Genomic DNA, 20,437 nt, shown 5'->3' with positions numbered 1-20,437 from the left:
ATCGTCGACCTTGCCGGAACGCAACGACTGCAAACCCGACCCCCATGAACGCGCTCGAACATCAGTTGGACTACGCTTTCGCCGATACCCTACCGGCCGACGGCACCGTGCACGAAGTCGCGCCCGGCGTGCTGTGGATCCGCATGCCGTTGCCCTTCAAACTCGACCACATCAACTTGTGGCTGCTGCGCGACCAATTCGGCGCGCAGCCCGGCTGGACGATCATCGATTCTGGGATCGCGAGCGACACGATCAAGGCTCATTGGGAGCGGATCTTCGACGATGTGCTGGGCGGCCTGCCGGTGCTACGTGTGCTGGTCACCCACTTTCACCCGGACCATTTGGGCTTGGCGCATTGGTTGTGCGGCGGTGGCGAACGCGGCCGCTGGCGCGCCCCGCTGTGGATGACGCTGGGCGAATACCTGATGGGTTGTCTATTGTCGTCGTCCAAGGAGGGGGGTTCGAACGCCGGCGGTGAGGCGGCTGCGCGGTTTTTCGCGTGCCATGGCCTGAACGATCCGCAGTCGGTCGAGAAGATCCGCGTACGCAAGGGGTATTATCACACGCTGGTTCCGCAGGTGCCCGCGTCGTACGTGCGGATGCAGGAGGGGGGCACGGTGACGATCGGCTCGCGGCGCTGGCGCGTCATCACCGGGGTGGGTCATTCAACCGAGCATTGTGCGCTGTATTGCGACGCGGATCGCCTGTTGATTTCCGGGGATATGGTGTTGCCGCGGATTTCGACGAATATATCGGTGTTGGAGATCGAGCCGTGCGGCAACCCGCTGGCGCAGTACCTGGATTCGCTCGGCCGCTATCACGGATTGCCCGAGGATACGCTCGTGTTGCCGTCGCACGGCAAGCCGTTCCGCGGCCTGCACACGCGCATCGCGCAGTTGCGCGAGCATCACGCGGCGCGGCTGGGCGAAGTACTCGAAGCGTGCGTGCGGCAGCCGCGCAGCGCAGCCGACATCGTGCCGCTGATGTTCAAGCGGCCGCTGGACCTGCATCAGATGACGTTCGCGATTGGCGAGGCGCTGGCCCATTTGCATTTCTTGTGGCACTCCGGCGAGCTTGAGCGCGTCGAGCACGACGGCGTGATTCGCTTTGCGCCGTACGCGGATTAGTGTGCTGTTCGACAAGCGCACGCGGTGTGTTCAAATCGATTGTCTCCAGTCGCGCTCGCAGTGCTCCGCAACAGAACCCTGCTCCGCTTTTGCTTCTCTTCATTGTTAACGCTTGCGACGGAAAACCCACCAGCGGGCGGAAAAAAAATTGACCGCAAGGCCAGCGAGCGAGCCGGCCGCTACTCCGACGTAAGGTACAAAGACGCGCGGCGGCAAATTAAGGACCACCACGCTGTACGCGGCATAGTTCACGCATCCGCCGGCGGACATCGCGGTGAGGTACCGCCACCATTCGCGCCATACGGATCCGCACCGCTTGTCCGAGAACGTGAATTGCCGGTTCAATCGCCAGGTGACCCAAACGGCCACGAGAAACGACGCCGCGCGCCCAGCGAAGTAGCCGAGCCCGAGCCACAGCATGAGCCATAGCATGCCAGCATCGACAATGAATCCCACTATACCGGCGAGCGCGAAACGAAGGAATTGCGAACGCACGTTAGCCTAGTCGACCTTCACGCTTGTATAGTCTTGTCGGCCGAACGGGCTCACCCGGTAGCCGCTGACATTGCTGCGCGTCAGCGCGGCCGCACTCGGGTACGCCAGGGGAATCCACAACGCCTTGTCATGAATGATTTTCTGCGCGGCGGCGTACGCCTTCGCGCGCGTGGGCTGATCGGTGGTGCGCTTGCCGTCCGCGATCAACTTGTCCAGTTGCGGGTCGCAGTAGCGGGAGAAATTGATGCCGGACTTCACCGAGGCGCACGAAAACTGCGGCGTCAGAAAGTTGTCTGGATCACCGTTGTCGCCGGACCAGCCCATGAAAAGCAGGTCATGCTGCCCTTGCTTAGCATCCTTGATCAGTTGTCCCCATTCGATGACCTTGACCTGCGCCTTGACGCCGATCCGGGCGAGATCCGCTTGCAATAGTTCCGCGCCGGCCTTCGGATTAGGATTCAACACGCTAGCGCTTGGCCGCACCCAAATCGACGTTTCGAAGCCGTTCGGATAACCGGCGTCGGTCAGCAGCTTTTTCGCCTGTTCGATGTTGTACGGGTACGGTTCGAGCGCTTTGTTATAGCTCCATGTATTCGGCGGGTACGGATTGACAGCTGCCACTGCAGTGTTGCCAAACACCGTCTTAATGTACGTCTGTCGGTCGAACGCGATGTTCAATGCTTGCCGGACTTTGTCATTGTCCAGCGGCTTATGCTGCGTGTTCAATGCGACAAACGCGGTCATGAACGCTGGTGTTTGCACGACCTTCAGCGACTTGTCGTTCCTGGCTGCCAGTACATCCTGCGGCTTGGGCGACAGCGCAATCTGGCATTCGCCTGACTTGATTTTTTGCGCGCGCACCGCCGCATCAGGCGTGATGGCGTAGATCAGCCGGTCGATCTGCGGTTTACGACCCCAGTAGGTTGGATTAACGTCGTAGCGGATCACCGCATCCTTCGTGTAGCTTTTCAGCACGAACGGACCGGTGCCAACCGGCTTCGCATTGATGTCGGCTTGTCTGCCCGCCTTTTCCAACTGGCTCGCGTACTCTGCCGAGTAGATTGACGCGAACGGCATCGTCAGGATCGACACAAACGCCGCATTGGACTCGGACAGTTCAAACTTCACCGTCAGGTCGTCCACTTTGGTGACCGATTTAACCAGCTTCGGCAGGTTCATCGACTGCGCATGTGGAAAGCCGCCGTTGCCCGCAATTTTGTGCCACGGATGATTCGGATCGAGCATCCGGTTGAACGTGAACAACACGTCGTCGGCGTTCAATGCGCGGGACGGCTTGAATTCTTCCGTAGTCTGAAACGATACGTTGGGGCGCAGGTGGAACGTGACGGCGAGCCCGTCCGGGCTGACCTCCCACCGGTCGGCGAGCGACGGCGCGAGCTTGCCGGCCGCCTCATCGTAGCGCAACAATTGATTGAAGACAACGTCGCCGGATGCGTTGGAGGTGGTCAGCGAGTTGTACTGCACGATGTCGAAGCCGTCCGGACTGGCCTCGGTGCACACGGTCAACGGCTTGGCCTGCAACCAGGTGGGCGCGGTCAGCAGCATGGTCGCCACGCTGAGCCACGCGGCTGCGCCGCGCGGTCCACGGGGCACGCTAACGGGGTGTTTCACACGCATACAATCTCCCAAAGCTTGTTCTTCACGGTTTCTGATGGTGGCCTCGACTGCCAGGCGACGGGGGCCGAATCCGGCTATTCTGATACGTTTTTCGCCACCGTGCTGTCTGTTGCGTCGCTTTATCGTGCGGCGCGTGGTTTGCGCGGCGCCCGCTCGAACGCGAAATCGTAGAGCCAGCGCGGCAGCACGTGCGGCAATGCGGCAACCACGCGCATCGGTCGGGGGAAGATGGCGAAGCGCTTCTTGGCGGCGATGGCCGCTGCCGCGTTAGCGGCGAACCGGTCGGGATCCGTCAAAAACGGCATCGGGTAGGGGTTACCGTCGGCATCGGCGTACGGATGTAGCCGGGTGCGATCGTAACGATCGCCACGCCGGTGGGGCGCATCTCGACCCGCAGCGCCTCCAGGTACTTCAGCGCGGCCGCCTTGGACGCGCTGTAGGCGCCTGCGCCTGGCAGGCCGCGCACGCCCGCCACGCTGGCAATACCCACCAGCGTACCGCGCCGGGCGGCGACCATCGTGGCATGGCGCGGCGCGGGATGCCACGCACCCGCTACATCTTCTTCGCGGCTACTTGCCCGACTAGGTAATCAAGTACCTGGACGGTACCTTCCAGGCTGTTGGTCGCCGCCGGGCCGGTCTCGTATTTGCCTTGCACGACTACCGTCGGCACGCCGTCGATCTTGTAGTCCTGCGCCATTTGTGACACGCGCTTCAGTTCGCTCGCGACGGTGAACGAATTGTACGCATCGAGGTACTTTTTCTTGTCCACGCCTTGCTTGGCAAGAAAGTCTGCTTGCGCGTCCGGCGTCAGCAGGTAGTTCCGCTTGACGTGGATCTCGTCAAAGATCACCGGCGCGAGTTTGTCGCTCAGGCCGAGCACGTCCAGCGCGAGCAGCATCTTCGAATGTGGAATGAATTGGTCGCGAAACGCGACCGGCACGCGCCGGAACACGATGTTTGCACCTTGCTTGGCCTTCCACTTTTCAAGGTATGGGTCGAATTCGCCGCAATGCGGGCAGCCATACCACATGAATTCAGTTACTTCGACTTTGCCGGCCGGGGCCTTCACCGGATGGGCTGGCGCGAGCACCGTATAGTCCTTGCCGGCGACCGGCGCGGACGGTGACGCTTGGACGAACGGGGCTGCGCCGAGGGTGACAGCGACGGCGAGCAGGGCAGCGCTGAGGGTTTTCTTCATAGTGGACCGTGGCAAAAGCGTGGCAAGAAAAAAGCGGCACGAACCTGTTCAGACTGGTACGGATACCGCCGGTTCAAGAGCGTGCGCCACGCGCGCGTGGCGCGGGACGCGAGGCTATGGCTTCGTAAAACGGATCACGACGGTGTCGATGCCGGCATCGGACAGCCGCTGCCGGGCGCTGTTCATGTCTTCGAAGCGGGAGAACGGGCCGATGCGCACGCGGTAGTACACGACCCCGCCGGCGTCGCGCTGCGTGACCTTGGACTCGAATCCCTGCAGCGCCAGCCGTGCGCGCTGCTGCTCCGCATCCTGTTCCGTGCGGTACGCGCCGACCTGCAGGAAATAGCCGGTGTTGGCCTCGCTCGCGCCCGGCTTTTGCGGGGCGGCCGGCGTGCCGGCGCCTAGCTTGGCCGAGGCAGGGGTGGGCGCGCTGGCGCCGGGCGGCGCGGGACGGGGCGCCAACGTCGCGGACGGGCTCCAAGGCGCTCCGGGCTTGGGCTGCGCTGGTGTGGCGCTGGCCGTGGATGGGACCTCGATGATCTGCGGCTCTTCCAGCACGTCCGTTGACTGCGATTGCTGCGAGCTTTGGCCTGGCGCCGTGTTCGGCGGCGGCTGGGTACCCGACGGCGGTACCGGCTGACCAGGCGACTTGCCAGCCAGCACCCGATTCGGATCAAACGTCGCGCCGCTGCCTGCCGTGTCGGAGGTTGCCGCGGGCGCGTTGCCTTTGGACACGAACGGCGTTGGCGCTCCCCTGATGTACAGCGCCACCACAATCGCGATCGCCAGCCCGACGATCAATCCCAATACGATACCGAGGAACGTACCTCCACGTTGCTTCGAATTCGGCGAGGAAGATCGTCGTGCTTTTGCCATCGTGTTTGATTACCTGTATCTCTATGAAACCGCGCGGATGAAACCGTGGCCGTCATGCCGCCGTCGCGCCCACGTCATCCGTGACCGGGAAGCGCCGATTATACGGTCCCCGCGCATTCCGTTCCCTACATCTTCGCGGGCGCCGATACCCCGATCGTCGCGAGCCCGTTGGCTAGCACCTGGCGCGTTGCGGCCAGCAGTGCCGCGCGGGCCAGGCGCTCGCGCGCATCGTCCACGAGCACCCGTTCGGCGCGGTCGTTGTAGAACGAATGGAACTCGCCTGCCAGGTCGCGCAGATAGAATGCGACCGCATGAGGGGCCAGTTCGTTTGTTGCGTGCTCCAGCATTTGCGGATATTCGGCCAGTTTTTGCAGCAGCGCCTTGGACCGCTCGGTGCCGAGCGGCGTCAAATCGACCTGCGACCAGTCCTCAGGATCGTCCGCGTAGCGTGCGCGTAACTCCGACAGCACCGAGCAGATCCGCGCATGCGCATATTGCACATAGTAGACCGGATTCTCGTCGTTTTGCTTCAGCGCGAGGTCGATGTCAAATGTGAATTCGGTATCGGCCTTGCGCGAAATTAGGAAGAAGCGCACCGCGTCGCGGCCCTTGCGCAGCATGTCGCTGTCCAGTTGCTGAGGGCTCAGTGAGGCGGCGGACTCGTCCGGATTGCCGCCGCCGGACCATACGATCAGGTCTCGCACCGTCACGTAGCTGCCCGCCCGCTTGGAGATTTTGATCTCGCGGCCGTCGCGCATCACGGTGACCATCTTATGCAGCACGTAGTCCGGATAGCCGCTCGGAATACCGATGGCCAGCGCCTGTAGGCCGGCGCGCACGCGCGCGATCGTGCCATGGTGATCCGAGCCCTGCACGTTGATCACTTTTGTAAAGCCGCGCTCCCACTTGGTGACGTGATAGGCGATGTCCGGCACGAAGTAGGTATAGGTGCCGTCCTTCTTGCGCATCACCCGGTTCTTGTCGTCGCCGTAGTCGGTGGTGCGTAACCACAGCGCGCCATCGTCCTCGTACGTCTTGCCGGCGGTCACCAGCGCCTGGACCGCGCGCTCGACGCGGCCTTCGTCGTACAGTGACGACTCCAGGTAGTACTGGTCGAACTTGACACCGAATGCCTTCAAGTCGATGTCCTGCTCACGGCGCAGGTAAGTCACGGCGAAGCGCCGGATTGCATCGAGATTGTCGACGTCACCGGCGCCCGTTACGGGCGTGCCATCACTGGCCGACGCCGTTTCGCCGGCCAGGTAGTCACGTGCGATATCCGCGATGTAGTCGCCGTTGTAGGCCGCTTCCGGCCATTGCGCATCGCCCGGCTTGAAGCCGCGCGCCCGCGCCTGCACCGAGAGCGCAAGCGTGTTGATCTGCACGCCGGCGTCGTTGTAGTAGAACTCGCGGTGCACGGTCCAGCCCTGTGTCTGCATCAGTGCGCCGAGGGCGTCGCCGAGTGCCGCCTGCCGGCCGTGGCCCACGTGCAGCGGCCCGGTCGGATTGGCCGACACGAATTCGATTAGCACTTGCTTACCATGGCCGCCGTGCCCCGGCGGCGCGAAGCCGAAGCGCTCGCGCTCTGCCAGTACCGCGTGCACGGTCTGCTGTTTCGCGGCGTCGGTCAGCCGCAGGTTCAGGAAACCTGGGCCGGCGACTTCCGCGCCGGCGATCAGCCCGGCCGCGCGCGGGTGCGCAAGGGTGGCCTCGGCCAGTTGTTGCGCGAGCGCGCGCGGATTGGCGCGCAGCGGCTTGGCCAGCTGCATCGCCAGGTTCGACGCGACATCGCCATGTGCGGCGATCTTGGGCCGGTCCAACGCGATGGTCGGCTGTATGAATGCTGCATCGCTGGCCGCCGGCGACGCCTGAACGGCTCCGGCGACGGCATCTGCTAGGATCAATTCGATGATGTGTTTCTGTGCGGGCAGCATGGAATGACGGCAGTTATCGGAACAGGCGGGCGCGGCGACCCGCTGGCCGCCTGCCTCGCGAACACGCCACAAAGCGAGAATGATGGATTTTAGCAGGTGCTAAACTGTCGAATACAGGTCCAAGCCGGTGCGGTGCGTATGCGGCGCCGCGACGCGGGCGCGACCGGATCGACGAAGCGAACAAGGAGCCGCCATGCTGATCACGTTTAAGTCTCGGGCCACCGTGGATGTGACGATGCTCGAAAACCTCGCGCAATTCCTGTTGGCGATCATCGGCAAGCGCTTCGGGCAGCGTGGCGTCATCGCGCATGACGAGTTGCAGCCGGCGATTGCCAAGCTCGAGGCGGCCATTGCGCAGGACAAGCAACGCCGGGCCGAACACGACGGCCATGCCGATGACGAGGAGGGGGATCACGAGGCGCATGAGGCGCCGATTGGCCTGGCGCAGCGCGCCTATCCGTTCCTCGACATGCTGCGGCAGGCGCACAAGGAGAACTCGGACGTGATCTGGGGCGTTTGAGCGCCAACCGTCCGAGTAATGCGGGTGCTCGATCGCGCGCCGCGCCGCCGCCGGGCACAGCCGGTGAACGGCTGATTGCGTGCCCAAGGGCGGGATCACAGTTGCGGCGCCAGCGCGCGCCGCGCGTCCTCCAGTGACAGGCCCATGCGGCGCGCGTAGTCCTCGAGTTGATCGTCGCCAATCCTGCCGACGGTAAAATATTGGCTGTCCGGGTGGGACAGATAGAAGCCCGACACGCTGGCCGCCGGCCACATTGCCAGCGATTCGGTCAGGCTCATGCCGATCTCGTCCGCTTGCAGCGCCGCAAACAGGTCACGTTTGACCAAATGGTCCGGACACGCTGGATAGCCGGGCGCGGGCCGAATGCCGGCGTATTGCTCGGCAATCAACTGATCGTTGTTCAGTGCCTCGTCGGCCGCATAGCCCCACAGGTCGCGTCGCACGCGCTGATGCAGTTGTTCGGCGAACGCTTCGGCAAGCCGGTCGGCGAGCGCCTTCAGCATGATCGCGCTGTAGTCGTCATGGTGCTGCTCGAACTGTTTCTCGCGCGCGTCGACTCCTAATCCCGCCGTGACCGCGAACAAGCCGATGTAGTCGGCGATGCCGCAGGCGCGCGGTGCAATGAAATCGGCCAGGCAGCGGTTGGGCCGCATCACGCCGTCTACGACGGGCCGCACGCTTTGCTGGCGTAGGTTGCGCCACGTCAGCGCAACCTGTGTGCGGCTCTCGTCGGTATAGATCTCGATGTCATCGTCGTTCACCGTGTTGGCGGGCAGCAGCGCGATCACGCCGTTCGCGCTCAACCATCGTCCCTGGATCAGCCGCGCGAGCATCGCCTTGCCATCGTCGAACACGCGCCGCGCCGATTCGCCGACCACCTCGTCGTCCAAGATCGCCGGGAAGCGTCCGGCCAGGTCCCAGGTTTGGAAGAACGGGCCCCAGTCAATGTAGTGTGCAAGCTCGGCCAGATCCTGGTTCTTGAATGTGCGCCGGCCGACGAATTTGGGCTTGGGGGGCACATAGCCGTCCCAGTCGATGCGGGTCTTGTTCTCACGTGCCTGCGCCAGGGTGACCAGCGGCTGGGCCTTCTTGTTCGCGTGCTGCTCGCGGATCCGATCGTAGTCGGCGCGCAACTCGTCGATGTAACGGGCCGCGCCCTCGTCGGACAGCAGGCTAGAGGCGACCGAGACCGAGCGCGACGCGTCGGGTACGTAGACAACTGGACCATCGTAGTGCGGCGCGATCTTCACCGCGGTGTGCACGCGCGAGGTGGTCGCGCCGCCGATCAGCAACGGAATGTTCTTGCCACGGAAATAATCGTCGCGTTGCATTTCGGCGGCAACGTAGGCCATCTCCTCCAAGCTCGGGGTGATCAGCCCGGACAGCCCGACAATGTCGGCGCCCTCGGCCTTGGCGGTCGCGAGGATGTCCGTACACGGCACCATCACGCCCATGTTGACCACCTCGAAGTTATTGCACTGGAGCACCACGGACACGATATTCTTGCCGATGTCGTGCACGTCGCCCTTGACCGTGGCGATCACGATCTTGCCCTTAGGCTTCACGTCCGAGCCGGCGGCGGCCAATTGGCGCTTTTCTTCCTCAATGAAGGGAATCAGGTGCGCGACAGCCTGCTTCATCACGCGCGCCGACTTCACCACCTGCGGCAGGAACATCTTGCCTTGTCCAAACAGGTCGCCGACGATGTTCATGCCGTCCATCAACGGCCCTTCGATCACGTTGATCGGTCGCCCGCCAGCTTGCGCGATTTTCACGCGCGCCTGCTCGGTATCCTCAACGATAAAGGTCGTGATGCCGTGCACGAGCGCGTGGGCCAGCCGCTGCTCGACCGGCTGCTCTCGCCATTGGAGGTTTTCCTCCTTTTTGGCCGCACCGCTCTTATACTTATCCGCGATCTCCAGTAGCCGGTCCGTCGCATCGGGCCGACGATTAAGCACGACGTCTTCGACGCGCTCGCGCAGCACGGGGTCCAACTCTTGGTACACGCCGAGCTGACCGGCATTGACAATGCCCATATCCATGCCGGCCTGGATCGCGTGATACAGGAACACCGTATGGATCGCCTCGCGCACTGGGTCGTTACCGCGAAACGAGAACGACACGTTCGATACGCCGCCGCTCACCTTGGCATACGGTAGGTTCTGCTTGATCCAGCGTGTCGCGTTAATGAAGTCGACCGCGTAGTTGTTGTGCTCGTCGATGCCGGTGGCGATCGCAAAGATATTTGGATCGAAGATAATGTCCTCGGGCGGAAAGCCCACTTCGTTCACGAGGATGTCGTAGCTGCGCTGGCAAATCTGGCACTTGCGCTCGAAGGTGTCGGCCTGGCCGTTTTCATCGAATGCCATCACGACGGCCGCCGCGCCGTAGCGGCGGATCAGCTTCGCATGGTGGCGAAACGCCTGCTCGCCTTCCTTCAGCGATATCGAGTTCACGATCGCCTTGCCTTGCACGCATTTCAGTCCCGCTTCGATCACGTCCCATTTGGACGAGTCGATCATGATCGGCACCCGTGCGATGTCCGGTTCTGACGCGATTAGGTTCAGGAAGCGGACCATTGCGGCGCGTGAATCGAGCATCGCCTCGTCCATGTTCACGTCGATCACCTGCGCACCGTTCTCCACCTGCTGGCGCGCGACGGCGAGCGCGTCGTCGAACTGGCTGTTCAGGATCATGCGCGCGAAGGCTTTGGAGCCGGTCACATTGGTGCGTTCGCCGACGTTGATGAACAGTGTCGTGTCCGTGACGTTGAACGCTTCGAGCCCGCAAAGGCGCATCGTATGGTCGGTCATGAGTCGTTTTTTTCTTGATAATGCGCCCATGTGCGTGGCTTGACGTCCGCCAGGCGCGCGGCGATCGCTGCAATGTGCTCGGGCGTTGTGCCGCAGCAGCCGCCAGCCAGATTGATGAGGCCCGTGTCGGCGAATTCCTTGAGCAGTCCGGAGGTGACCTCCGGTGTCTCATCAAAACCGGTCTCGCTCATCGGGTTCGGTAACCCGGCGTTCGGATAGCACGACACGTACGTGTCGCACAGCTTCGCCAACTCGGCGATGTACGGCCGCATCAGCGCTGCCCCGAGCGCGCAGTTCAACCCGAAGGTTAGCGGCCGCGCATGGCGCAGCGCGTTCCAGAATGCCTCGACGGTCTGTCCGGACAGGATTCGTCCAGACGCGTCGGTCACCGTGCCGGAAATCATGATCGGCAGCACTTCGCCGGTATCCTCGAACAATTGGTCGAGCGCGAACAACGCGGCTTTCGCATTGAGCGTATCGAAGATCGTCTCCACCAGGAATAAGTCCGCGCCGCCATCGAGCAGCGCTTGCGCTTGCTCGTAGTAGCTGTCGCGCAATTCGTCGAAGGTGACATTGCGCGCGCCCGGGTCGTTGACGTCTGGTGAGATGCTCGCGGTCTTCGGCGTGGGCCCTATCGCCCCGGCGACAAAACGTGGCTTGTCCGGCGTCGAATACCGGTCGCATGCAGCGCGCGCCAGCTGGGCCGAAGCGATATTCATTTCGATCGCAAGCGCCTCCATTCGGTAATCGGCTTGGGCAATCCGGGTCGCGCCGAACGTGTTCGTCTCGACGATATCCGCGCCGGCGGCCAGGTACTGCTCGTGGATCTGACCGATGATCTGCGGCTGCGTAATCGACAGCAACTCGTTGTTGCCCTTGACATCATGGTCCAGCGTGGCGAACCGTTCGCCCCGGTAATGGGCTTCGGACAGCTTGTAGCGCTGGATCATCGTGCCCATTGCGCCGTCCAGTATCAGGATGCGGCGCGCGAGCAGCGCGGGCAGTGCGCTGCCCCGGGTGTAGCGAAGGCTGTATGCGTTTTGCATGGAATGAATGCACGAATCGCGGCTGGCCACGTCGCGTCACGTCGTGACGGTCGGCGGCGCGTGCCCAAATGCGCCACAATATAACATCTAAAAAGAAAAAACCCACTGGACATTGAACTGACCCGAAAAGTTGGGCAGCTTCGGAAAGCTAGGGCTGACTGGGCTGGGCCCTGTATTGCACACGGCCCAGCCCTTTTAGTTTGAGTTTGATGCGATCGTGGTTGTAGTCGTGGATGTAGCGTGCCAGACTGAACTGCAGTTCATCCAGGTTGCGCAAGCGCTCAAGATGGAAAAGCTCGGACTTGAGCGTGCCGCGTCAATCGCGCCAGCGCCTTTTTGAGCATCGCGCTCACTACCTCGAACGCCGCACAGCGGCTGGTCTCGTCAGCGACGATTTCGCCGTTGTACAAGTCCAGCAGCGGCAAAAGGTCAAGCTTATGCCCGCCTCAAGTTCGTCCAAATAGCAAATGGGCTGGCTCACACCACTGGCGACATTAGCGTATTGCTGGTTATCGAGAACCAGCAACTTGAACGATATTCACTGCGCATTGCGCGCGAGCGTGATCACTTGACCGACTAAGCGAAGTGCGGCGTATTACAGGCGATTGTCAAGTCATGTGATCCGCTTGGCTGAAATGTATTAGCTGAAACGACCTGACATGCTACGCACATTGAGTTATTGCCTGGCAGATGCCCGCTGTCGTTACCCGCTTGCATCACTCGCCTGTCATACCGCGGCTTATCCGCCAGCTTATGTCCTCCGCCAAAAACCTCGCGCTTGTGAAGTATCGTTGCGCGCCTGTGCCTACTTTTCGCTAGCCTGCTGCGCAACTTTGCTACGCGTGGTGTCTTCTTTACTTCTTGCTGAGCTTGCCGATGGACTTCGATCTGAATGCCGCTTTAAACGACTATCAGGCCTATATCTGCGCGTTAGAGGCTCGCCCGGCACCCGCCTCGTCGGCAGCACCGCCGCCGCAGCCATCCAACGCCGCGCTGACACCCCTTTTGACCAAGCAGCCCACCACCTACCAGGACTTGCCGACCGAAATCATCGCGCGCATTGGTGACTACGTGCCCGTCCAAGACGTGATGCCGTTTGCCACCGTTGACCGGCGCACGTATCATGCGATGCAGACTCGACGCCTTGTTCATAGCTATTGGCAACGAGCAAAACAAGCGGTGACCTTTCAGTCGATCCACCGCCTGCTCGATGAGATGAACGGCACGTTCGCTGATCCAGCGCAGTACGCCGACCCCCTGGACGCGCTGTGCCAACGTTTGAAAACGTTGGAGGCCGGGCGCACCCGCGTATTTAAGCGTTTATTCGCAGCCGCGCAGCGTATCCCGCAAGACGGCGTGCAGATACAAAAAGCGCTGCTGCTCATGCACCGGGATTTCACCTATGAGCGCGAATGGATGGAACTGTTTGACTTTGCCTACGCACTGGCCGAACAGCGCGAGCCCGGGCAGGACAATGTATGGCCGGAACTGGCGCTTGGGCTGTCGAATTTTTCCCTCGACACACCTGAAACCCCTACGTTTGCTCAGTGGTATTACAAGATTCTGGCACGGCTGCCGTCGTTGAGCGTAGCCGAGCAAGCGCAGATCATTCCCACATTGGTCCGTTTACTAAATAAATTTAACCAAGCAGACCCGCGCGTCATTGAACTTTATACGCTCTTACATGACTACGCGTTACGCTTGCCCCCCTCTCATCAAGGCGCATCGGTCGGCGCGTTGGCAAGTTACGTGTGGCGCTTTCCGGAAGCGGAACAATCCGCGCGGTATGCGCAAATGCGCGATTGGGCGCTGTCGCTGCCTGACGACCAATGGGGGGTCGCGCTGCAGCGTTTGCCCGAAGGACTAGGTAGTTTCTCACCTAAGCGACAAGCGCAGGAGCTGGCGTTGCTGGAACGCTATTTGACGCGCGTGCCGACGGCGCAGCGCACGCAAGCAGCAGTCGGGTTAATTAGAAGTATCTATTTCATCAATGACACGCTAGCCAAGCGGGGATGGCAGCAGGGATTGAGTCTACTGAACGGGGCGGGTGAAGCTGCTTTATGGGAGGTACTGAACGAGCTTCGGGCCAATGGGGTGCTATGGCGCCGGAACAATCGCCAATGGAAAGTGGCGATGGGCGAGATCACGCGCTTTATGAAAGCCAACCAGTTTTCCAAACCAGCCCAGGCGCGGATCCAAGACAGTGCGTGCTGGCTCAGAAGTCGGCCAGATTAATAGCTGAATCTGCATCATCAATTATTTGATCCTCACGTTGTTTCGGCTGCTTGCTGGTTATCACTGTTAGCTTCGCACAAGCTTCTTCAGAAGTGTGAGTTGTCAACAGACGATGTAACAATTTCCGCATATTGGCATGGCACTATCCGCCAAGAACATGGCGTTCACAGTCCATCGCTGTGCTCAGCTTCCCGTTTTCAGCTAGCCTGCTGCGCGGCCTCACTTCGTATTGCGACGTTTTTTATCGACTGCCGAGCTTACAGATGGACTTTGACCTGAATGCCGCTTTGAACGACTGCCAAGCCTACATGTGTGCGTTGGAGTCGTGCCCGCAGCCTGCTGCGTCGGCACCTCCGCCGACACTAAAACCGGCAAGCGGTGGGCTGGCGAACCTGCCGGCCAACCGGCCCACGACATATCATGACCTACCGCCTGAACTGATTGAGCAGATCGGTGACTACGTGCCCGTCCAAGACGTGGGAAATTTTTCAGCAGTCGATCGTCGCACGTACCATGCGATGCAAAGTCGGCATTCAGTCTACCGCTACTGGCAACGAGCCAACCAAGCCGTGAGCCTCGCGTCAGTCAACCAGCTGCTCAATGAGATGGATGGCACGCTCGCCGATCTGGCGCAGCACGTCGAGCCGCTTGACGCGTTGCGTCAGCGTCTGCAAGCGTTACCAGAAGCCGAGCGCGGCGGCGCAGCGCATTCCGAAGGATGGCGTGCAGATACAAAAAGCGCTGTTGTTGCACTCATTGCGCGATTTTCAGTGGAACCAGCGGGTTGAATTATTCGATTTTGCTTACGCGATGGCGCAGCAGCGTGCGCCCGAGCAGGACAATGTCTGGGCGGAACTAGCTGACAGTCTGAACTTTTTTTGCTTCGCTCACCGGAGGTTGTCGAGCGTTATCAGGCGCTCGTGGCTCGGCTTGCGTCCTTGAGGATGTCTGAGCAAGCGGAGCTGATCCCGGCATTGTGTCGGCGAATGGTTCACTTTGCTGGAAGCAACGACCGCCTCCCTGGGCTGTATGCGGTGTTACGCGGACACGCGTTGCAGCTGCCGCCCTCTCATCAAGGCGCATCGGTTGGCATGTTAGCCAGCGCCATATGGGTTTTGCCGCACGCGGAGCGGCTCACACAGTACACGCAGCTGCGTGATGTGGCACTGTCGCTGCCTGACGAACAGTTGGGCGTTGCGCTACGCGATCTTCCAGAGGGGTTGACGAAATTACCACGCGAGTATCACGCAAACGAACTCCAGTTACTGGAGCCGGCATTGCTGCGCGTACTGCCAGCGCAGCGCGCGCAGGTCGCACTCGGCTTTCTAACGTATACCCACAGATTGGACGATGCACTAGTAAAGTGGGCTTGGCAGCAAGGGTTGAGTCTACTGAATGGCACGGGCGAAGCCGCCTTATGGGATGCGTTTAGCAGACTTCGGATCATGGGTTCGCTAAATATTTTAAACGATCGTCAATGGAATATAGCGGTGGTTGAGATCACCCGCTTTATGGAAGCCAACCAGTTCTCTGAGCCGGCTCGGGCGCGATTCCAGGACAGCGTGCCTTGGTTCAGAAGTGTGCCACGTTAATTTGCGGCTGAACCCGCATGCTTCGTTTATTCGGGGGATCCTTCACGAGTCGAACAAAGTGATGCCAGTTCACCGCCTACACCCGCTGGGTGAACCACTACCCTAAGTAGGATTCACCATGGACCACCGGATACCCTTCTCTTCCATTAATGTAGGCGCCAGCACATTATCTGCGCCACCCGCCGTGACAGATTAAGTTTGGGCGACTGTCACGCTCGATCGATCCGGAGCTAGACGCCGCGCTCATTTCTAGCCATATGATCATTATGATTAATATGGCAAAGGAGGGTGCGATGATTACCGAAGTCAATGCCGTGAACTTCCGACAAAACCTAGGTGAAATGCTCAATCAGGTACAGTATCGCAACGACAGTATCGTGATCAATAAGGACGGCAAGCCGGTCGCAGCGCTCGTCGACGCCGAATTATTCGCCCGCATCCGGCGTATGCAGGACTGCTTCGATGCGCTCAGCGACCGAATCGCCGAAGCCTATGCCGGTATCAGGCTTGGCTTACTCGAGCAGCATGCCTGGGCGCATCGTCGCGGCTTGGCGCCAGGGCGGGTTGGAGGTGGCACTGTCGCACTACCTCTTAAACGAGATGGTCCGGGTTCTACCGCGGTTGCCTAGGGCAGGCATGACACCGGCGCAAATTCGCGACCTAGCCGACAGTTTTATGTTATTGGCCGATGTAGTCGAGCCAGAGGGCGCACAGGGCGCAAGTTTGCGCGATTCCGCTGATCAGCCCGTATTACTTACGCTGCTGGCAGCGAAAGGGCAGTATCTCATTACGGGGGACAAGGATTTGTTGGCGCTGGCGGATCGGTATCCCATCGCCACGCCTACGGATTTCTGGACGCGCGATGGGACCTAGTTGAAATGGGCTGGTGATGCGAGTTCTAGAATGCACGACCTGTAGCTACCTTTTATTCCGACAGTGAAAGGGGCGCCGTACCTTTCGTAAAAGAGGTATTCGTATTGAAATGGATCAGATTTCGCCTCGCTCGATCAGCCGCGCCAGCGTTGATATGTCAATGCCGTAATTTTTCGGCTCGTGTATTGATCCGGCACGCTCGCGTTTGAGTAGCACGACACGATCGCGCGTAAGCGTTGCGGGATCGTCTTGCTTTAGCATTTGGCCTTCTGACACGAGGACCCACCGCATGCCGCTAGAGCTACTTTACGTTACGAACCGGGTTGTCACGATCATTCTGCCCAACGCGCCGTTTGTCGATGGGCCAAGGCGGCCGATCCTGTTGCTTCCCATGCCACGATCACGTTCGAGGATGCGCGTGAGGAACCGTCGGCGTTTCTGATTCTCATGGATGATGCCGATGATCCGGAGCTATGCCCGCGTAACCAAACGCTCAAGTTGTTCCGGGATTGATGTGAGGTCCGCGTTCACACCGTTGTTCTAAATACGCCGATACACCACTCGAGCACGATGACTGATCCAGATGCCACGGCAGCAGTTCATCGATCCGGTTAATCGGATGATCCGCGATGCGCCCCAGCTCATTTCGCAGATACGCCTGTAGACCCTCCAGGTGTAGCTCGAGTTGGTGATCCAATTTCTCTGATTTGTGGCCGAACTGTATGCGTCACAACTTGGCAATGAGCCGCTTCAGATGCTCGGCTTCTGCAGCGCGCGAAGTGTGCCGGACTCAAGCAAATGACGCCGCTGCCGACTGGCGGCCATATGAAGGATGCCTGCTCGAGTCGCATCATTAATAAGCACATGCCATTGTCGCTCCACCACAACAGCTTGAGCAAATCGTCGCGCTTGCCGCAAAAACGAATGGCCGTACCCAATGCCCGCGTATGGCCGCCTACTTAAGCAGCGCGCGCTTACCCAACGCATGTCTCGCAAGGGCAGTTATCTGGATAATGCCGCCATGCAGGATTTCTTCGGCACGCTTCAGTCTGAATTCTTCCATCTTGAGCGCTTGCGCAACCTGGATGAACTACAGACCAGTCTGGCACGCTACTCCACTACTACCACCACGATCGCATCAAGCTCAAATTAAAAGGGCTGAGTCCTGTGCAATACAGGACTCAGCCCAGTCAGCCCTAGCTTTCCGAAACTGTCCAACTTTGCGGGGTCGGTTCACATCCGGTAGGGGGCTTGGGGAGTCCGCCAGCGATCGAAGATCAGTGCAGCACGACGGGCTGGTTCATTAGGCTGTCGAATTGCCCGAGGAATTCGTCGACTTCCTCCAGCGACGGTTGCGCTTGGATCAGGCGCTGCACGTGCTCGCGAAAGCGCGCCGCCATCGAGCCGTCGATGAATATCTCGCGCTGCGCATTTTTGTCGACGATCTCGAATCCGCCGGACAGCATGGTGCCGTGCTCAGCTTGGGGGGCAAATTCGACAACGCAGTAGTTCGGGCTGTTGTAGATCATTTGCATGGCGACACTCCTCAATTCTGTTGCTCTGCCACGGTTTGCACCGTAGATGGAGAGGTTAATCAGAAATTCAAGGGGCCGACCCGGAACGGGTATTCCCTGCGATTACATTACGTTATGTTGTTGAGCTGACTGCCGTTCCGAATCTACCGATTCGACCGCCGGTGCGGAAAAGGATTCCAGCGCTAGGCCGACGCACTGAACGGCCAAGCGAAGCATCCGCGCTACGGTTGCGCCGGTGCTTGCCATGGCGATGATTCAGCATGGCCTATGCCCGGCACAGACGTGGGTGCATCGGCGGTCGCGGGCGCCGGACGCTTCTGAGCAGGCTCGGCCGGGGCGACGGTCTTTTCTTCGGACATGCCGGTCGCCTCGGATAGGATGGGCCGGCCTGTCCCGCTGTTCGCCGGCAGCTTGCCGTGCCATAGTAATTCGACTTGCGTGCCGTTTGGCTCGGTTTGCACTAGCCTGACCGGCAAGTAATCGAGCATGGGGCAGAGCCATACGTCGATGCGTCGTCGGTCGCCATTGCGGCGTGGCAGGCGCATGAAATGTAATGCATCAACGAATCCTTGCCGAGTCTGCACCGATTCGGTGCCAATCATCTCGATCGACCAGGTCTCGCCACTGTCGCTGTCGGCGACGAAAAACTGACGTGCGACGCCCGGTGTATAGGCCGACGGGTTACCGCGCACGAGGCTGGCTAATTGCATCACCATGCTGAAGCGGTCTTGCGCGCCGTCGGACAGTGGCACGATTTGAGGCGAACGCGAGAACGCGATGCGTCCCGGCTGCGTGTCGCGCTCAAAGCGCGTCGTATCGGTGCCTCGGCGCCCGCGCTGTTCCACGTAGCGTTGTGGCGCGAGCCCGAATGCGTCGACGCGGCCCTCGCTGGTGAAGCTGTATGTGCCTACGAACGGCAGCGTCATCGAGACGACCATTTGGTAACGTGTGCCATTGGTGGTCCAACGCAGCGTGCCAGCCTGATTTTGCACGCCATTGTAGAAAGTGTCGTACCGGATATCTGCGCTCGGGGGCAGCGCGAATTTTTCGCCGCCGGGCGTGAGCGGCGCGGAGGCCGGCGACAGAGCTGAGGCGGCTGATGTGCTCGAAGCGGTCGAAGTACCAGAAGTAGCCGAAGTAGCCGAAGTATCGGCTGCGCGCGACGCCTCGTCCAGCGGCGACGCGCCGCTCGCCACCGCGTCGCGCGTGGCCGGCTGCGGTTGCCAGCTGGCGCCGTATTCGCCGGCGAGCGGGCCGCGTGTGCCGGCAAAGGCCTGTGCGGCCGTGTCAGCCGGTGTGTGCGGGGTCAGCGCGCCCGGCCCGGTGTTGTCTTTCGCGCGCGGTGTCCGGGTGGGCGGCAGGCCAGCGGTGTCGGCGCGCGTAGCACGGGACGTGTTCGGCTGTGGTACCACCGCTTGCAAGACATCGCTGGACGGCAGGGCTGCCGCGCTGGACGGCGAGAGAGGCGCCGCGTGTGGCGCATCACCGGTCACCGACGCGGCGCGCTCGTGCTGCATCGCCGAGTCGATCGGCCGCGGTATCAGCACGGCGACCTGGATGGGGATCTCGCTCGGCATCAGTGCGGGGTTCAGTCCAGGCACGCGTTCTAACCACACGCCAGCTAGCGCATGGGCGAGCAATACCAGCGCCAAGGTGACGACCCAGCGCGTGGCTGGCCCGCGTGCATGCCGGCGGCATGAGTGGCTGGCAACGATCGTGCTGGGCCGCCGCGATGCGGCGTGCGAAGACAATTCCGCCATGGATTTCCAAGCAGGCGGGCACTACGCGTTGCATGCGCGATCGTACCCCAGTTCATAGGATAGCCATTGCATAGGACAGCCATTGCGCGCAGTCGCGCAGTGCCACGTCGATTTCGCCGCCCCAGCGGATATCAAACGTGCCTTCCTGTCCGGCCGCGATAAGCGCGAGCGCTCCAGTGGCATCGAACACTGGCCTGCAGAACGCATAGAGCGGCGGCAGCAGCATGCCCTGCGTCCGTGCGGCACCGTGTTTGCGAACCGTGGCAAATAGCGCTTTGGCATCCGCTGCGTGCGCGGGGCATTGGGCAGTTGCGACGCGCGTGCATCGCGCAGTTCGTGCTCGATTATCGCCGCTGCACGGCAGGTAGGTAGCAAACAGTCGCTCAGTGGCCGAACTGAGCAATGGCATTACATCGCCGAGCTTGAGCGAGGCTTTGGCTGGATGGCTCAACTCCGTCCAGTGTACGACAGTCGGCCCTGATTGCCCCAAACTGCGATGCCCACCGTCTGGTCGAGCTGATCACGTAGTCTGGTCAATGCGATTCGCGAGCTTCATGCCGTCCACGCGCACGAGTCGCGCCAGGCCCATCTGCAGCGTAAAGTCGCCGAGTTCGTAGCGCTGTGCCAAATCGCGCAGCATCATTGCATGTGGTTTGTTGATCAACACCGCGAGCAGCTTAAAGCCGACCTCGATCGACTGAATGCCAGAGCGCACCTTGTCTTCGCCGATATCGCCGCGCTCGTTTTCAACTTCCTCTCCCATTGTGGCGGGCGTCTGCTAGTGTTCAGACTA

At 60.9% G+C, this 20,437-nt stretch carries 18 protein-coding genes and 5 pseudogenes; 8 read left to right on the top strand and 15 right to left on the bottom strand.

Annotated elements, in window-relative coordinates:
* Positions 1-44: 44 nt before the first annotated feature.
* Positions 45-1,127, top strand: a complete 1,083-nt coding sequence (locus tag KQH55_RS13155; RefSeq protein WP_076796467.1) for an MBL fold metallo-hydrolase — start codon at positions 45-47, stop codon at positions 1,125-1,127.
* Between the two features lie 105 nt (positions 1,128-1,232).
* Here the strand turns inward: KQH55_RS13155 and KQH55_RS13150 are convergent, their stop codons facing one another.
* The 6 genes and pseudogenes from KQH55_RS13150 to argS form a co-directional block, all read right to left on the bottom strand.
* Positions 1,233-1,622, bottom strand: coding sequence for a GtrA family protein (locus KQH55_RS13150; protein ID WP_076796465.1), 390 nt, complete (start codon positions 1,620-1,622; stop codon positions 1,233-1,235).
* A gap of 6 nt (positions 1,623-1,628) precedes the next feature.
* Positions 1,629-3,188, bottom strand: coding sequence for an ABC transporter substrate-binding protein (locus KQH55_RS13145; RefSeq protein WP_076797296.1), 1,560 nt, complete (start codon positions 3,186-3,188; stop codon positions 1,629-1,631).
* 191 nt (positions 3,189-3,379) lie between these two features.
* Positions 3,380-3,792, bottom strand: a pseudogene (locus tag KQH55_RS13140) (SDR family NAD(P)-dependent oxidoreductase); the annotation flags it as partial.
* A 20-nt stretch (positions 3,793-3,812) separates the two neighbouring features.
* A complete protein-coding gene (locus tag KQH55_RS13135) occupies positions 3,813-4,460 on the bottom strand; it encodes a thiol:disulfide interchange protein DsbA/DsbL (RefSeq protein WP_076796462.1) in 648 nt (215 codons plus the stop codon).
* 114 nt (positions 4,461-4,574) lie between these two features.
* Positions 4,575-5,336 (bottom strand): SPOR domain-containing protein, encoded by a 762-nt coding sequence (locus KQH55_RS13130; RefSeq protein ID WP_076796459.1) that lies wholly within the window; start codon positions 5,334-5,336, stop codon positions 4,575-4,577.
* Between the two features lie 125 nt (positions 5,337-5,461).
* A complete protein-coding gene (gene argS / locus KQH55_RS13125; protein WP_235091321.1) occupies positions 5,462-7,270 on the bottom strand; it encodes an arginine--tRNA ligase in 1,809 nt (602 codons plus the stop codon).
* A 193-nt stretch (positions 7,271-7,463) separates the two neighbouring features.
* Between argS and KQH55_RS13120 the strand changes: the two genes are divergently transcribed.
* Complete coding sequence (locus KQH55_RS13120) at positions 7,464-7,790, top strand: DUF1840 domain-containing protein (protein WP_076796454.1); 327 nt, start codon at positions 7,464-7,466, stop codon at positions 7,788-7,790.
* Positions 7,791-7,885: 95 nt separating this feature from the next.
* Here the strand turns inward: KQH55_RS13120 and metH are convergent, their stop codons facing one another.
* The 3 genes and pseudogenes from metH to KQH55_RS13105 all read right to left on the bottom strand — a co-directional run.
* Positions 7,886-10,603, bottom strand: a complete 2,718-nt coding sequence (gene metH, locus KQH55_RS13115) for a methionine synthase (protein WP_235091319.1) — start codon at positions 10,601-10,603, stop codon at positions 7,886-7,888.
* Positions 10,600-11,649: a homocysteine S-methyltransferase family protein gene (locus KQH55_RS13110; RefSeq protein WP_235091317.1), complete on the bottom strand. Its 1,050-nt coding sequence runs from the start codon at positions 11,647-11,649 to the stop codon at positions 10,600-10,602. Before KQH55_RS13110 ends, metH begins: the two co-directional genes overlap by 4 nt.
* A gap of 148 nt (positions 11,650-11,797) precedes the next feature.
* Positions 11,798-12,095: pseudogene (locus tag KQH55_RS13105) on the bottom strand (IS3 family transposase); the annotation flags it as partial.
* A gap of 415 nt (positions 12,096-12,510) precedes the next feature.
* On the opposite strand from KQH55_RS13105, the gene KQH55_RS13100 reads away from it, so the two are divergent.
* From KQH55_RS13100 to KQH55_RS13085, 5 genes are all read left to right on the top strand, one after another.
* Positions 12,511-13,884, top strand: coding sequence for a hypothetical protein (locus KQH55_RS13100; RefSeq protein ID WP_235091315.1), 1,374 nt, complete (start codon positions 12,511-12,513; stop codon positions 13,882-13,884).
* Positions 13,885-14,147: 263 nt separating this feature from the next.
* Entirely contained in the window at positions 14,148-14,672 is a 525-nt protein-coding gene (locus KQH55_RS16725; protein WP_306666089.1) for an F-box protein, read from the top strand.
* Between the two features lie 90 nt (positions 14,673-14,762).
* Complete coding sequence (locus KQH55_RS16720; RefSeq protein WP_306666088.1) at positions 14,763-15,476, top strand: hypothetical protein; 714 nt, start codon at positions 14,763-14,765, stop codon at positions 15,474-15,476.
* Positions 15,477-15,769: 293 nt separating this feature from the next.
* The gene (locus tag KQH55_RS13090; RefSeq protein ID WP_235091313.1) at positions 15,770-16,105 is read left to right on the top strand and encodes a type II toxin-antitoxin system Phd/YefM family antitoxin; all 336 of its coding nucleotides are present in this window, start codon (positions 15,770-15,772) and stop codon (positions 16,103-16,105) included.
* Entirely contained in the window at positions 16,002-16,349 is a 348-nt protein-coding gene (locus tag KQH55_RS13085; RefSeq protein WP_235091470.1) for a putative toxin-antitoxin system toxin component, PIN family, read from the top strand. The genes KQH55_RS13090 and KQH55_RS13085 overlap by 104 nt, the downstream gene beginning before the upstream one ends.
* Positions 16,350-16,463: 114 nt before the next feature.
* On the opposite strand, the gene KQH55_RS13080 is transcribed toward KQH55_RS13085, so the two are convergent.
* The 3 genes and pseudogenes from KQH55_RS13080 to tnpB form a co-directional block, all read right to left on the bottom strand.
* Positions 16,464-16,610, bottom strand: coding sequence for a hypothetical protein (locus tag KQH55_RS13080; RefSeq protein ID WP_170872370.1), 147 nt, complete (start codon positions 16,608-16,610; stop codon positions 16,464-16,466).
* 232 nt (positions 16,611-16,842) lie between these two features.
* Positions 16,843-17,022, bottom strand: a pseudogene (locus tag KQH55_RS13075) (transposase domain-containing protein); the annotation flags it as partial.
* The gene (gene tnpB, locus KQH55_RS16990) at positions 16,991-17,287 is read right to left on the bottom strand and encodes an IS66 family insertion sequence element accessory protein TnpB (protein ID WP_373566395.1); all 297 of its coding nucleotides are present in this window, start codon (positions 17,285-17,287) and stop codon (positions 16,991-16,993) included. The pseudogene KQH55_RS13075 and the gene tnpB, both read right to left, overlap by 32 nt.
* Here tnpB and KQH55_RS13070 point away from each other — a divergent pair.
* A pseudogene (locus KQH55_RS13070) lies at positions 17,275-17,549 on the top strand (IS3 family transposase); the annotation flags it as partial. The gene tnpB and the pseudogene KQH55_RS13070 overlap by 13 nt on opposite strands.
* A gap of 77 nt (positions 17,550-17,626) precedes the next feature.
* Here the strand turns inward: KQH55_RS13070 and KQH55_RS13065 are convergent.
* The 3 genes and pseudogenes from KQH55_RS13065 to KQH55_RS13055 all read right to left on the bottom strand — a co-directional run bounded on the left by KQH55_RS13065 (position 17,627) and on the right by KQH55_RS13055 (position 20,407).
* Complete coding sequence (locus KQH55_RS13065) at positions 17,627-17,884, bottom strand: DUF3567 domain-containing protein (protein ID WP_076785985.1); 258 nt, start codon at positions 17,882-17,884, stop codon at positions 17,627-17,629.
* 221 nt (positions 17,885-18,105) lie between these two features.
* Positions 18,106-19,644, bottom strand: a complete 1,539-nt coding sequence (locus KQH55_RS13060; protein ID WP_235091311.1) for a DUF3108 domain-containing protein — start codon at positions 19,642-19,644, stop codon at positions 18,106-18,108.
* Between the two features lie 52 nt (positions 19,645-19,696).
* Positions 19,697-20,407: pseudogene (locus KQH55_RS13055) on the bottom strand (IclR family transcriptional regulator).
* Positions 20,408-20,437: the final 30 nt, after the last annotated feature.

Origin of the sequence: Mycetohabitans sp. B3, from assembly GCF_021498065.1 — a bacterium.
Taxonomy (GTDB): domain Bacteria; phylum Pseudomonadota; class Gammaproteobacteria; order Burkholderiales; family Burkholderiaceae; genus Mycetohabitans.
This window is presented reverse-complemented; position numbering and strand designations above follow the sequence as displayed.